This window comes from Curtobacterium sp. MCLR17_051 (assembly GCF_003234395.1).
Classification (GTDB): Bacteria; Actinomycetota; Actinomycetes; order Actinomycetales; family Microbacteriaceae; genus Curtobacterium; species Curtobacterium flaccumfaciens.
Genome location: NZ_QKTA01000019.1, coordinates 46252 through 60012, shown reverse-complemented (window position 1 = coordinate 60012; position 13761 = coordinate 46252). Strand labels below are relative to the sequence as shown.

13 protein-coding genes are annotated in these 13761 nt (G+C 67.9%); 7 read left to right on the top strand and 6 right to left on the bottom strand.

Annotation, left to right across the window (positions count from 1 at the left end; genetic code table 11):
• Positions 1 to 429: 429 nt before the first annotated feature.
• Positions 430 to 1443: an LLM class flavin-dependent oxidoreductase gene (locus tag DEJ06_RS14865; RefSeq protein WP_111039829.1), complete on the bottom strand. Its 1014-nt coding sequence runs from the start codon at positions 1441 to 1443 to the stop codon at positions 430 to 432.
• A 122-nt stretch (positions 1444 to 1565) separates the two neighbouring features.
• Between DEJ06_RS14865 and DEJ06_RS14860 the strand changes: the two genes are divergently transcribed.
• Both DEJ06_RS14860 and DEJ06_RS14855 read left to right on the top strand, forming a co-directional pair.
• Entirely contained in the window at positions 1566 to 4136 is a 2571-nt protein-coding gene (locus tag DEJ06_RS14860) for an RNA helicase (RefSeq protein WP_111039828.1), read from the top strand.
• Positions 4137 to 4200: 64 nt separating this feature from the next.
• Entirely contained in the window at positions 4201 to 4452 is a 252-nt protein-coding gene (locus DEJ06_RS14855; protein ID WP_027465939.1) for a DUF6458 family protein, read from the top strand.
• Positions 4453 to 4465: 13 nt separating this feature from the next.
• On the opposite strand, the gene DEJ06_RS14850 is transcribed toward DEJ06_RS14855, so the two are convergent.
• Together DEJ06_RS14850 and DEJ06_RS14845 are read right to left on the bottom strand one after the other, a co-directional pair.
• On the bottom strand, positions 4466 to 4987 hold the full coding sequence (locus DEJ06_RS14850; RefSeq protein ID WP_027465941.1) for a ribonuclease H: 522 nt from the start codon (positions 4985 to 4987) through the stop codon (positions 4466 to 4468).
• 94 nt (positions 4988 to 5081) lie between these two features.
• On the bottom strand, positions 5082 to 5912 hold the full coding sequence (locus DEJ06_RS14845) for a hypothetical protein (RefSeq protein WP_146245882.1): 831 nt from the start codon (positions 5910 to 5912) through the stop codon (positions 5082 to 5084).
• Positions 5913 to 6029: 117 nt separating this feature from the next.
• On the opposite strand from DEJ06_RS14845, the gene DEJ06_RS14840 reads away from it, so the two are divergent.
• Positions 6030 to 6368 carry a hypothetical protein gene (locus DEJ06_RS14840; RefSeq protein WP_111039826.1) on the top strand — a complete coding sequence of 113 codons (339 nt, stop codon included), beginning with the start codon at positions 6030 to 6032 and terminating at the stop codon, positions 6366 to 6368.
• On the opposite strand, the gene DEJ06_RS14835 is transcribed toward DEJ06_RS14840, so the two are convergent.
• From DEJ06_RS14835 to DEJ06_RS14825, 3 genes are all read right to left on the bottom strand, one after another.
• Positions 6365 to 6937, bottom strand: coding sequence for a hypothetical protein (locus DEJ06_RS14835; RefSeq protein ID WP_111039825.1), 573 nt, complete (start codon positions 6935 to 6937; stop codon positions 6365 to 6367). The two genes, DEJ06_RS14840 and DEJ06_RS14835, sit on opposite strands and share 4 nt — an antisense overlap.
• Before the next feature lie 56 nt (positions 6938 to 6993).
• Positions 6994 to 7812, bottom strand: a complete 819-nt coding sequence (locus DEJ06_RS14830) for an aldo/keto reductase (RefSeq protein WP_111039824.1) — start codon at positions 7810 to 7812, stop codon at positions 6994 to 6996.
• A gap of 222 nt (positions 7813 to 8034) precedes the next feature.
• Positions 8035 to 9240, bottom strand: coding sequence for an MFS transporter (locus tag DEJ06_RS14825; RefSeq protein WP_071405882.1), 1206 nt, complete (start codon positions 9238 to 9240; stop codon positions 8035 to 8037).
• A 355-nt stretch (positions 9241 to 9595) separates the two neighbouring features.
• Here DEJ06_RS14825 and nrdH point away from each other — a divergent pair, with 355 nt between their 5' ends.
• The 4 genes from nrdH to nrdF all read left to right on the top strand — a co-directional run bounded on the left by nrdH (position 9596) and on the right by nrdF (position 13545).
• Positions 9596 to 9829 carry a glutaredoxin-like protein NrdH gene (nrdH, locus tag DEJ06_RS14820; protein WP_017886897.1) on the top strand — a complete coding sequence of 78 codons (234 nt, stop codon included), beginning with the start codon at positions 9596 to 9598 and terminating at the stop codon, positions 9827 to 9829.
• Positions 9830 to 9940: 111 nt separating this feature from the next.
• The gene (nrdI, locus tag DEJ06_RS14815) at positions 9941 to 10357 is read left to right on the top strand and encodes a class Ib ribonucleoside-diphosphate reductase assembly flavoprotein NrdI (RefSeq protein ID WP_027465945.1); all 417 of its coding nucleotides are present in this window, start codon (positions 9941 to 9943) and stop codon (positions 10355 to 10357) included.
• A 17-nt stretch (positions 10358 to 10374) separates the two neighbouring features.
• Positions 10375 to 12480, top strand: a complete 2106-nt coding sequence (gene nrdE, locus DEJ06_RS14810; RefSeq protein ID WP_110864196.1) for a class 1b ribonucleoside-diphosphate reductase subunit alpha — start codon at positions 10375 to 10377, stop codon at positions 12478 to 12480.
• A 90-nt stretch (positions 12481 to 12570) separates the two neighbouring features.
• Positions 12571 to 13545, top strand: a complete 975-nt coding sequence (gene nrdF / locus DEJ06_RS14805) for a class 1b ribonucleoside-diphosphate reductase subunit beta (RefSeq protein WP_017886894.1) — start codon at positions 12571 to 12573, stop codon at positions 13543 to 13545.
• Positions 13546 to 13761: the final 216 nt, after the last annotated feature.

Sequence of the window (13761 nt, the reverse complement as noted above, 5' to 3'; positions counted from 1 at the left end):
CGCACCGACTACGGGGTCGCTGGGTGAGCGACTCGGTCTCCTGATCCGGCCGTTGTTGCCCTGGCCTCCCCGGTGCGTCCCAGAATGCGTCCCCGCGTCCGCGCGGGGACGCATTCGTCATTCCGGCCCCGATGCGCACCGGTGAACCGGTTGCCGCACTTCGTCCCGGTTCGGAAAAACGAGTGACACTTGGTCAACTTCATACGTCCCCGGTGCGCGGAACGGTGTGACAAACCGCTCGGTAGGTGGAACGATGGGTGCACCATCTCGTGCGGATCAGGGACGAGATGGTCATCCGGCCGGGCTCTCGGGCCTCACCAACTCGATCAGAGCCCTGCCGGATGCCCTTGACTCTCGATGGTGCTGCGGCGGCGGGACCGCAGGTGGTCGGGCCCGCGGCGCCGGCGCTCTAGCCCGCGGCACCGGCCCTCAGGCCCGCAGCGCCGGGGCGATCTCCTCGGCAACGATGCGCAGGATCCGCTCGTGCGCCGCACGGTCGCCGTTCGCCGGCAGGGTGATGACCAGTTCGTCGGTGGCGGTGACCGCCGGGTCGGCGAGCAGGCTGTCGACGATGGCCGCCGGTTCGCCGGACACGACCTTGCTGAACCGGAACGGCGGGGTGCCCGAGAGCGGTCGACCCTCGTCGTCCATCCCGGAGGCGTACCCGGTCAGGAACTCCTCGTGCACGGCGCGGTCGTGGTCGTCGAGGAGCGGCACCACGATCCGGCCCACGGCGACCTTGGACGCGCGCTGCGGGTGCAGCTCGGCGAACCGCTCGCGGTAGGCGGCGATCTGGTCGGCCTGCGCCTGGGCGAACGGGGCGCCGGTGTCTTCGGTGTTCAGGGTCGAGCAGTGCAGCAGGAGGCCCTTCTCGGCCGTGCGGACCGCCGTGCCCATGCTGCCGCCGCCCCACCAAACGCGGTCGCGCAGGCCCGGGCTGAGCGGCTGCAGGGTCAGGTCGGCCCCGGCGGGGATGCTCTCGTAGCCCTTGCCGGCACTGCCGAGGGGCTCGCCCTGCAGCACCTCGAGCAGCCGTGTGGCGCGGGCCTCGGCCTCGTCGCGGAAGCTGCGGTCGACCGTGCCGAACACCGGGTCGAGGATCGGACCGTACCCGGCGATGCCCGTGCTGATGCCGAGCTGCACTCGGCCTCCGCTGAGCAGGTCGACGGTGCTGGCGTCCTCGGCCAGGCGCACCGGGTCCTCGTAGCGCATGCCGAGCACGGCGGTGCCGAACGCGATGGTGCTGGTGCGCTGCGCGGCTGCCGCGAAGAAGGTCATCGGGCTCGTCAGGTACGGCTCGAAGTGCCGTCCGCGCACCCAGCCCGTCCCGTAACCGAGGGACTCGGCGGTCTCGAACAGGCGCAGGCCGTCCTCCAGGGCGCCGGCGGCGCCGTCGGTGCCGCCGTGGTTCGGGACGAAGGAGAGGAAGCCGAGTTCGCGCATGTCGCGAGTCTATGCGCACGTATCGAAGTGCGCCTGAGTCGGCGACGGGGCGGACGGGAGGCCCGTGGCGGCGCCGCCACCGGCCTCCCGTCCGGCACATGCGCACCTGGGAGGATGGGCGCATGACCGACGTCACCGCCCTGCCCCCGCTCGTCGCCGCGATCCCGGCGGCGGTGGACGGCGTCGTCGACCCCGACGAGGTCTACGAGGCCTTCGCGGCCTGGGCCGCGGAGGGCGGCCGACCGCTGTACCCGGCGCAGGACGAAGCCGTCATCGAGCTCGTGTCCGGCGCGAACGTCGTGCTGAGCACGCCGACCGGCACCGGGAAGTCGCTCGTCGCGGCCGGCGCGCACTTCGCCGCGCTCGCCGAGGGAAAGCGGAGCTACTACACGGCACCGATCAAGGCGCTGGTGTCCGAGAAGTTCTTCCAGCTCGTCGAGCTGTTCGGTGCGCAGAACGTCGGCATGGTCACCGGCGACTCGAGCGTCAACGCCGACGCTCCGATCGTCTGCTGCACCGCTGAGATCCTGGCGAACCTGGCGCTGCGGCAGGGACCGGACGCGGACGTCGACGTCGTCGTGATGGACGAGTTCCACTTCTACGGCGACCCCGACCGCGGCTGGGCGTGGCAGGTGCCGCTGCTCGTGCTCGAGCGTGCGCAGTTCCTGCTCATGTCGGCGACCCTCGGCGACGTCACGACCATCGCCGACGACCTGTCCCGCCGGACCGGTCGGCCCACCGCCCGCGTGACGGGTGTCTCGCGACCCGTGCCGCTCGAGTACCAGTACGTGATGACGCCCGTGCAGGAGACGGTCGAGCGGCTCCTCGAGGAGGGCAAGGCGCCGATCTACATCGTGCACTTCGCCCAGGCCGCCGCACTCGAGCGGGCACAGTCGCTGATGTCGGCGAAGGTCGCCTCGCGCGAACGCCGCGACCAGATCGCCGACGCCATCGCCGGCTTCCGGTTCAGCGCCGGGTTCGGACAGACCCTGTCGCGCCTGATCCGGGCCGGCATCGGCGTGCACCACGCCGGCATGCTCCCGAAGTACCGACGACTCGTCGAGCAGCTCGCCCAGCGCGGCCTGCTGCCCGTCATCTGCGGCACCGACACCCTCGGCGTCGGGATCAACGTGCCGATCCGGTCGGTGCTGTTCACCGGGCTGACGAAGTTCGACGGCACGAAGATGCGCCAGCTGTCCGCGCGGGAGTTCCACCAGATCGCCGGCCGGGCCGGACGTGCCGGGTACGACACCGAGGGCGACGTCGTCGCCGAGGCACCCGAGCACGACATCGAGAACGCCCGCGCCGTCGCCAAGGCCGGCGACGACCCGAAGAAGAAGAACAAGATCAAGCGGAAGAAGGCGCCCGAGGGCTTCGTGTCCTGGGGTCAGGCGTCGTTCGAACGGCTGATCGCGGCCGAGCCGGAGCCGATGGTCTCGCGCATGCGCATCACGCACGCGATGGTGCTGTCCGTCGTCGCCCGCGGAGGGGACGCCTTCGCGGACGTCCGGTCGCTGGTCTACGACAACCACGAACCGCGCTCCCGGCAGCTCGCCATGGCTCGACGGGCACTCGTCATCGCCCGGACCCTCATCAACGCGCGGGTGATCGAGAAGGTCGACGGCGCCTACCGCCTGACCGTCGACATCGCGCCGAACTTCGCGCTCAACCAGCCGCTGTCACCGTTCGCGCTCGCCGCGTTCGAGTTGCTCGACCCTTCTTCTCCCACCTATGCGCTGGACATGGTCTCGGTTGTCGAGGCCACCCTCGACGACCCGCGGGCGATCCTGTCGCAGCAGCAGTTCAAGGAGCGCGGCGAGGCCGTCGCCCGCATGAAGCAGGAGGGGATCGAGTACGAGGAGCGCATGGAGCTGCTCGAGGAGGTCACCTGGCCTCGCCCGCTGTCCGAGCTGTTGGAGGCGGCGTACGAGGCCTACGCCGCCGAACAGCCCTGGGTGCTCGACTTCCAGCTGTCCCCGAAGGCCGTCGTCCGTGACATGTACGAACGCGCGATGACCTTCGGCGACTTCGTGCGCTTCTACCAGCTCACCCGCTCCGAGGGGCTCGTGCTCCGCTACCTGTCCGATGCGTACCGGACCATGCGGCAGACCATCGCCGAGGAACAGCGGACCCAGGAGCTCGACGACCTGATCGAGTGGTTGGGCGAGGTCGTGCGGCAGACCGACTCCTCGCTCGTCGACGAGTGGGAGGCGCTGCTCAACGGGGACGTCCTGCTGGCCTCCGAGGAGCACGAGGAGATCGCGCCGCCGCAGCCCGCACGGCTCACCGGCAACCCGCGGGCGTTCCGGGTGCTCGTGCGCAACGCCCTGTTCCAGCGGGTGCTGCTCGCCGCGGCGGACGACATCGACGGGCTCGGGGAACTCGACGCGACCGCGGGCTTCGACCGGGCCGCGTGGGACAACGTGCTCGAGGAGTACTACGAGGAACACGACAGCATCGGCACCGACGCCGATGCGCGTTCGATGCAGTACCTGGTGCTCGACGAGAGCGGTGCCACCGCATCACCCCGGGTGTGGAAGGCGCGGCAGATCTTCGCCGACCTCGAGGGCGACAAGGACTTCGGGTTCTCAGCGACGATCGACCTGGACGCCTCGGACGAGGTCGGCGAGGCAGTCGTGCGGGTCACCGAGATCGGGCGGTTCGACGGGTGGGCTGAAGTCGACGTCGACTGATCGGCGCTGGGGTTGTCGGACGTGTACCGTCTCCGGCACCACCCCCACCCGAGAGGACTGCGTCATGCGCATCGGATCCAGCATCGCCCTGATCGTCATCGGCGCGATCGTCGCCTTCGCGCTGAACATCCAGCTCGCCGGTATCGACCTCCGCCTGATCGGCTACATCCTGATGGCAGCCGGTGTCGTGCTGCTCATCATCAGCCTCGCCGTGGCCTTCGGCGGTCGCCGCACCACGACCACCACGCGCTCGGGCGTCGACCCGGCCTCGGGGGAGCAGATCACCCGCCAGGATCGGCGCGACGGGACCTACTGACCCGCGCGAAGGGTCAGAAGAGGGTCGCGGGCGGGGTCGCGTCGGGCAGCGCGGACGGCTCGGGGACCTCGGCGCCGGGCCAGCCGGGACCGTGCGGCACGTCGGTGCCGTTCTGGAACGCGGTGGCAGCACCGCGGGCTCGCACATCGGCGGCCTCGTTCATCTCGTGACCGACGTGACCGCGCACCCACTCGAACGTGACCTTGCGGCCCTGCAGTTCGGCGTCGAGTTCCTTGATGATCTCGACGTTGAGGACCGGCTTGCCGTCGGCCTTCCGCCAGCCCTTGCGCTTCCAGCCGGCGAGCCACTCGGTGCAGGCCTTGATGGCGTACTGGCTGTCGCACAGGATGTGCAGCGGCTCGCCGGTGTCCTTCGTGGCGCGGAGCAGCTGCAGCACGGCGGTGAGCTCGCCGATGTTGTTCGTCGCGCGGGGCCAGCCGCCGGCCGCCCACCGGTCGTCGTCGACGTACCAGGCCCACCCGGCGGGGCCGGGGTTGCCGAGGGCTGAGCCGTCTGCGGCGGCGACGATCGTCACGATGGGACCTCCTGGTGGTGCCGAGTGCTCGCGAGTGCTGGTCAACCGTAACCGACCGTACGGACGGGCTCTGCGCGGCGGGGCGGCGACCGGATCAGCGCGCTGCGGGATCCAGGTTGAGATCGGTGTCCGTGATGAGCTGGTCGCCCGCTCCCGTCTGCAGCGACGGGTTCAGCCAGCGGAGTTGCGCGACGGTGATGCCCAAGCGTTCGGCGACCGTCACCTGCGCGTCGTCGCTCGACACCTGGTAGGACACCGGCACGCTGTCACGCTCGTGCACCCATCCGTTTGCCCCGGGCCGCGCTGCGCCCACGTCGACCTGAAGGTGCGGGTACGGGTCGGGGATCGTCCAGCGCAACGGAGCAACTGCAAGCACGGAGCCGATGCCGGTGCGTGCGGAATCGTCCCCGTCATCAGACGGCGCCGGCACGAGCGCGACGCTGTGCAGGAAGTCCGGAGTGGACCCAGCCTGAGACAGTCCGACCGAGTCCGGTGCACCGGTCTCCGGGTCCCAGATGACGACTCCGGCGCGGTACCCCCTGGCGTCGCCGCCACCGTCAGCGTCACCACCGCGGAACTCCAAGCTCATCCACTGCGGGTTCGTCGTGTGGTAGCCGGACAACTCGGCGTCGAAGGTGCCGCTCTCGTTCGCGACGACCCGAACGTGGATCCGGGTGTCACCGCTCGCCGAGACGACATCGGTCTCGGCGGCGACCGTGCCGGCCGCCAGGACCTGCGGCGTGCTGACCTGTTGTGCGGTCGGAGTCGGGTCCGCTCCCTGGCTTCGGTCCGTTCGGTCGAGTGACGCCTGTCGCGTCGGTGTCGGGATCGCGTCGTCGCCGCCGAACGCCGTGCACCCGGCGAGCAGCAGCCCCACAAGTGCCGAGCCGATCACCGCGGTCGTCACGGTCCGTGTTCGTCCCATCGTTCCCCCTCGTCGGCAGCGTAGCGGGGCCAGGGACGTCATCGAGTGCGGGGAGCGGACCGAGCCAGACTCGTTACACGGGGCCGAGGACTACCGTCCGCTGCAGGAGGAAACACCATGAGCGACAGCATCCCGAACGCCCCCGGCCCCGAGCCGTCCGACGACCGCGCACGCAACGACGCGCTCCGCGACGCCGCGCACAGCGACGACGTCGACGGGGTCAGCGGACGCGAGCAGCGAGCAGCGGACACGTCGTACAGCCCGTCGAGCGAGCGCGAGATGGACGCGTCCCAGACGAAGCAGCGCGACGACGTCGACCTGCGTGCGGACGGCATCGACCCTTCCAAGGTCATCGCGCCCCCCGGGACGGGTGGCGCGGACGACGCCGGCGACGTCGAGCCCGAACCGGGCGACCTGCACCTGCCGTGGCAGTCCGAGGAGGACCGCCGGGGCTAGCTCGACGCCCGGTCGAGTTCGCGCACGAGAGCCTCGCCATCGGTGACGTCCCAGAACGCCATCGGCTGTGGCCCGAAGAAGCCGTCGAGACCGGTGTTCGCGTAGACCTTCGCGTTCGTTCCCCACCCGAAGAGCATCGATCCCGGTCCGCCTCCCGTCGCGTCCCACTCGACGTTGCAGTGCCGTCGGTCACCGCTCCAGCTCACGGTGCGGTCAGTGCGGCCGATCGGGACCTCCCGCGTGCCGCGAGGGGTGATCACGAGTGCCCGGCGATCGGTCACGGCGTAGACGGTCGTCCGCTTGCGGTACCGCTTCACGAGGAAGCGTCCGACGAGCAGGTGCAGGCCCATCACCGTCAACAGCGACCCGACGATCAAGAAGAAGGGCGGCGCTCCGCTGGTCACGGCCGAGACGGTCCAGAACGCCACGAATCCGCACCAGAGCAGCGAGAACGGGATGAGGAAGCCGTCGCGGCCCGAGAGGAGCCTGGCCGGATCGCTCGTGCCGGCCCAGTACAGGTGCTCATCGGGGCGCAGGTGTTCACGGGCGGTCTGTTGAGGATCGATCACCCCTCGACAGTACGGCCCGTCACTCGCTGTGGCTGAACAGTGCGTACCCCGCCCGGCTACGACACCAAGTCCGGGTGGGAGCCCGTTCGCTGCCCGGACTCGAGCGTCGCGATCGCCGCGAGCTCGTCGTCGGTCAGCACGAAGCCGTCGACGTCGAGGTTCGACTGGATCCGTGACGGCGTGACCGACTTCGGCAGCACCACCACGCCCTGCTGGATGTTCCACAGCACGAGCACCTGCGCCACGCTCACGCCGTGCGCGTCCGCGATGTCGGTCAGTACCGGCTCGTCGATCAGGCGCCCGCGGCCGAGCGGTGACCACGCCCCGGTCACGATGTCGTGCTGCTCATGGAACGCGATGAGTTCGCGCTGCGGCAGCCACGGGTGCCGTTCGACCTGGTTCAGCGCCGGTACCTCGCCGGTCTCGTCGATGAGCCGCTGCAGGTGCGGCACCTGGAAGTTCGAGACACCGATGCTCTGCGCCCGCCCTGACTCACGCAGTTCCACCAGAGCGCGCCAGGTCTCGACGTAGCGGTCGTTGGCGGCGGCCGGCCAGTGGATCAGGTAGAGGTCGACGGCGTCGAGCCCCAGCCGCTCGAGGCTGCCGTCGAACGCAGCCAGGGTCGCGTCGCGCCCCTGGTGGTCGTTCCACACCTTGGTCGTCACGAAGACGTCGTCACGGTCCAGCCCGGAGGCCCGGATCGCCTTGCCGACGCCGGTCTCGTTGCCGTACATCTCGGCGGTGTCGACGTGCCGGTAGCCGGCGTCCAGCGCGAGGCCGACCGCCGTCTCTGCCTGGGTGTCGTCGACCTTGTAGACGCCGAAGCCGATCGCGGGGATCGAGCGGCCGTCGCGCAGGGGAACTGAGGTGACCATGCACCCATCCTGCCGGTGCGTGGCGGGCGCGCGCCGAGCCTCCAGGCCATCTGTGGAGAACGCAACCCGTACGCCGGGCGCCCGTTCCTTCCCATACCGGCCGCGATGGCGAGTGGAAACGGGCGTACCTGGTCAGAACTTCCGACCAGGTACGCCCGATTCGACCAGGTACGCCCGAAACCGCCCGCCGCCGCGCGCCCACCGACACCCGCCGCCGCCCGCTCAAGTCGGCAGGTGCACCGGCTCGGTGTCGGGGAGGGGGCTGGCGTCACGGCCGCGCAGGTCGGGCAACCAGCTCCGCATCGCCAGGGGGAGCAGCACGCCCAGGCCAGCCATCACGGCGCCGACGGTGAAGCCGCCGACGGGGCCGCTGCCGTCGATCAGGAAGCCGGCGATCGCCGAACCGCCGGCAGCACCGATCAGCTGGCCGGTGCCCATCCAGCCGTAGGCCTCGGCCGTGTCGGAGAACTTGACGGTGGCGGAGACCGAACCGAACATCACCGCGAGGGCCGGCGCGATGCCCACACCCGCGATGACCAGGGCGAGGCAGAGCCACCAGAAACCCGTGCCGCCGAGGGCCAGGGTGAGGCCGACGAAGACGACGGCCATGCGCGTCCACAGGGTGTTGCGGGAGATGGGGCGGTGGCCGAATGCCAGGCCGCCGGCGAGCGAACCGACCGCGAACACCGCGAGGACGATGCCGGCGTTCGGGCTGCCCTCGCCGAAGACGCTGGTGACGCTCGCCTCGACCGCGGCGCACGCCCCGATCAGCAGCAGACCGGTCAGGGTGGCGACGACGACGGCGGGGCGCTTCAGCACGACACCGAAGGCGCGCTTGGAACGGGGGATACGGACGCGGCCGAGCTCGGGGGAGGCGATGAACCACGCGCCGCCGACGACCAGGAAGACCATCGCGACGACGATCGCCTCGACCGTGCCGACCTGGGTGGCGACGAAGGTGGTGATGACCGGGCCGGCGACCCAGATGAGCTCCTGCGCGCTGGCGTCGAGGGAGAAGAGTGGTGTGAGCTGCGCCGACGTCACCATCTTCGGGTAGATGGTGCGCACCGCCGGCTGCACGGGCGGGACCGCCAGGCCGCCGAGGAACCCGACCACCACGTAGCCCCACAGCGGCATGACCACGAACGCGATGACCACCATGCTGATCAGCGCGACGATGCTCGTCAGGATGAGGACGGGGCGCATGCCCCAGCTGCCCATCCACCGGCTCGTCAGAGGGCCGGCCAGCGCCTGCCCGATGCTCGTCGTCGCGAGCACCAGACCGGCCGCGCCGTAGGAGTCGAACACGTGCTCGACGTGCAGCAGGTAGGCCAGCGACAGCATGCCGAACGGGAACCGCGCGGTGAGCTGTGCGGCGATGACACGACCCACGCCAGGGGTCTTCAGGAGGGGCCCGTACGTACTCACGAGACGAGTGTACGGACCGGCCGGACGGGGGTGTCCCCCGTCCTGGGGAGGGGCGGTTCGCGACACGCCGAGGCGTTGATTCCACATCTGTGGATCGGGACTGTCCACCGGTGTGGGGAAGTGTCGGTGGTCGGCCGCAGACTGGCGGAAACTCGGGCCTCCCGGGAATCCACAGACTGTGGAGGACGTTGTGGAGAACTACATGGCTGTAACACTTCCTCTAGTGGTCGGTGCTGCGGCTAGCCACTAGATGTAGTGTGGAGGCATCGCAGCGGCCCCTCCCGGACACGACTGCGGACAGACATCAGCACCACCTCCACAGCACAGCAGAAACCAGTAGGAACCAGGGGAGAACATGGCCGTCACCGTCTACACCAAGCCGTCCTGCGTCCAGTGCACCGCGACGTACCGGGCCCTCGACAACAAGGGCATCGAGTACGAAGTGCACGACGTCTCCACGGACGAAGCAGCGCTCGAGCACGTCAAGAGCCTGGGCTACATGCAGGCCCCCGTCGTCGTCACGGACGACGACCACTGGTCGGGCTTCCGCCCCGACAAGATCGCGACCCTCAGCGCCGAACTGGCGTAGTCGTTCTGCGGGCCCCGAAGGGGCCCGCAGGCAGGGCATCTCTGGAGGCGCGACTCGCCTCTCCTGGCCCGTCCGGTCCGCCTGTCCGCACCTTTCCACGAGGAGCGCACCATGAGCCGATTGGTCTACTTCTCGAGCGTGTCCGGGTACACCGCGCGCTTCGTCGAGAAGCTCGGCCGCGACGCGGACCGGATCCCGCTCTACCCGAGCGAACCGTTCCTGCACGTCGACGAGCCCTACGTCCTGGTCCTGCCCACCTACGGTGGCGGCAACGGCGAGGGTGCAGTCCCCAAGCAGGTCATCAAGTTCCTCAACGACGCCCACAACCGCTCGCTCATCCGCGGCGTGGTGGTGGGTGGCAACACGAACTTCGGCGAGGCGTACGGCCTCGCAGGGGACGTCATCGCGCAGAAGTGCAACGTCCCCCTTCTCTACAGATTCGAACTCTTCGGGACCCCTGACGACGTGTCGGCGGTCAACTCAGGATTGGATGCATTTTGGACGCAGCAGTTGCAGACGTCGATCTGACGTCGCCGCAGACGGGGATGGACTACCACTCCCTCAACGCGATGCTCAACCTCTACGACGCGGACGGGAACATCCAGTTCGACAAGGATCGTGAGGCCGCCAAGCAGTTCTTCCTGCAGCACGTCAACCAGAACACCGTCTTCTTCCACAACCTGAAGGAGCGGCTCGACTACCTGGTCGAGAACGAGTACTACGAAAAAGCCACGATCGACATGTACTCGCTGGACTTCATCCAGCGACTCAACGACCTGGCGTACTCGAAGAAGTTCCGGTTCCAGACGTTCCTCGGCGCGTTCAAGTACTACACGAGCTACACGCTCAAGACGTTCGACGGCAAGCGGTACCTGGAGCGCTTCGAGGACCGCGTCGTCATGACCGCCCTCGGCCTTGCTCAGGGCAACGAGCAGCTCGCCATCGACCTGGTCGAAGAGATCGTCGCCGGCCGCTTCCAGCCCGCGACCCCCACGTTCCTCAACACTGCGAAGGCACAGCGCGGCGAGCTCGTCTCCTGCTTCCTGCTCCGCATCGAGGACAACATGGAGTCGATCTCGCGCGGCATCAACTCCTCGCTGCAGCTCTCGAAGCGCGGCGGCGGCGTGGCCCTGCTCCTCTCCAACATCCGCGAGGCCGGCGCCCCGATCAAGCAGATCGAGAACCAGTCCTCGGGCATCATCCCCGTGATGAAGCTGTTGGAAGACTCCTTCTCCTACGCGAACCAGCTCGGTGCGCGTCAGGGTGCCGGCGCGGTCTACCTCAGCGCCCACCACCCGGACATCATGAAGTTCCTCGACACCAAGCGCGAGAACGCCGACGAGAAGATCCGCATCAAGACGCTGTCCCTCGGCGTCGTCGTGCCGGACATCACGTTCGAGCTCGCGAAGAACAACGAGGACATGTACCTGTTCTCGCCGTACGACGTCGAGAAGGTCTACGGCGTCCCCTTCGGCGACGTCCCGATCTCCGAGAACTACCGTGCGATGGTCGACGACTCGCGCATCAAGAAGACGAAGATCAAGGCGCGTGACTTCTTCACGACCATCGCCGAGATCCAGTTCGAGTCGGGCTACCCGTACATCGTGTTCGAGGACACGGTGAACAAGGCCAACCCGATCAAGGGTCGGATCAACATGTCCAACCTGTGCTCGGAGATCCTGCAGGTCAACACCCCGACGACCTTCAACGAGGACCTGTCCTACAAGGAGATCGGCAAGGACATCTCCTGCAACCTCGGCTCGCTGAACATCGCGCTGACGATGGACTCGCCCGACTTCGGCAAGACCATCGAGACCGCCATCCGCGGCCTGACCTCGGTCTCGCAGATGTCGCACATCACCTCGGTGCGTTCCGTCGAGGACGGCAACGACAAGTCGCACGCCATCGGCCTCGGCCAGATGAACCTGCACGGCTACCTCGCTCGTGAGCGCGTCTACTACGGCTCCGAAGAGGGCATCGACTTCACGAACATCTACTTCTACACGGTGCTGTTCCACGCCCTGCGTGCGTCGAACAAGATCGCGATCGAGACCGGCGAGACCTTCGACGGCTTCCGTGACTCGAAGTACGCGTCCGGTGAGTTCTTCGACAAGTACACCGACCAGACGTGGACGCCCGCGACCGCCCGTGTTGCGTCGCTGTTCGACAACGCGAACATCACGATCCCGACGCAGGACGACTGGAAGGCGCTGAAGGCGTCCGTCCAGGAGCACGGCATCTACAACCAGAACCTGCAGGCCGTCCCGCCGACCGGTTCGATCTCGTACATCAACCACTCGACGTCGTCGATCCACCCGATCGCGTCGAAGATCGAGATCCGCAAGGAAGGCAAGCTCGGCCGCGTCTACTACCCGGCGCCGTTCATGACGAACGACAACCTGGACTACTACCAGGACGCGTACGAGATCGGTGCCGAGAAGATCATCGACACTTACGCCGCGGCGACGCAGCACGTGGACCAGGGCCTGTCCCTGACGCTGTTCTTCAAGGACACCGCCACCACGCGTGACATCAACAAGGCGCAGATCTACGCATGGCGCAAGGGCATCAAGACGATCTACTACATCCGTCTCCGCCAGCTCGCGCTGGAGGGCACGGAGGTCGAGGGCTGCGTCAGCTGCATGCTGTAGAGCTGCCGCTCTGCTCCCTGGAGGCGCGGTGCCAACCCGCACCGCGCCTCCAGTCCGTCACTTAGTCACCATCTCTGTAAGGAACACACGTTGGTCGAGAAGCTGAAGCTCATTGATCGGGTCCAGGCCATCAACTGGAACCGCATCCAGGACGACAAGGACGTCGAGGTCTGGAACCGTCTCGTCAACAACTTCTGGCTGCCCGAGAAGGTGCCGCTGTCGAACGACGTGCAGTCGTGGAACACGCTGACGCCGGCCGAGCAGACCCTGACCATGCGTGTGTTCACCGGTCTGACCCTGCTCGACACCATCCAGGGCACCGTCGGCGCCGTGTCGCTCATCCCCGACGCGATCACCCCGCACGAGGAAGCCGTCTACACGAACATCGCGTTCATGGAGTCGGTGCACGCCAAGTCCTACTCGTCGATCTTCTCGACCCTCGCGTCGACGCGCGAGATCGACGAGGCCTTCCGCTGGTCCGAGGAGAACCCGAACCTGCAGAAGAAGGCGTCCATCGTGATGGACTACTACCAGGGCGACAACCCGCTGAAGCGCAAGGTCGCCTCGACGCTGCTCGAGTCGTTCCTGTTCTACTCGGGCTTCTACCTGCCGATGCACTGGTCGTCGCGCGCCAAGCTCACGAACACCGCCGACCTGATCCGCCTGATCATCCGTGACGAAGCCGTCCACGGGTACTACATCGGCTACAAGTACCAGAAGGGCCTCGAGACCCTCACGCAGGCCGAGCGCGACGAGCTCAAGGACTACACGTTCTCGCTGCTGTTCGAGATGTACGAGAACGAGGTGCAGTACACGCAGGACCTCTACGACGAGGTCGGTCTGACCGAGGACGTCAAGAAGTTCCTGCACTACAACGCCAACAAGGCGCTGATGAACCTGGGCTACGAGCCGATGTTCCCGAAGAACATCACCGACGTGAACCCGGCCATCCTCTCCGCCCTGTCGCCGAACGCGGACGAGAACCACGACTTCTTCTCGGGGTCCGGCTCGTCGTACGTCATCGGCAAGGCAGTGAACACTGAGGACGAGGACTGGGACTTCTGATCCTGGTCTGATTCGTGGGGACGCCCCGCTGGCTTCGGCTGGCGGGGCGTTCTCAGTTGACGGGCACCGTCGCCGGTGCGGCCGGATAGCGGTCGCTCATCGAGATTCGTTTCGGATGGGCTATGTGAGACGCGAACGTCGTCATGTGCAAGCCGCGGGAGGCCGTCCCCGCTGAGGACCCGATTTCGGACGATGGAATGAGCCGGTAGCGTCGCG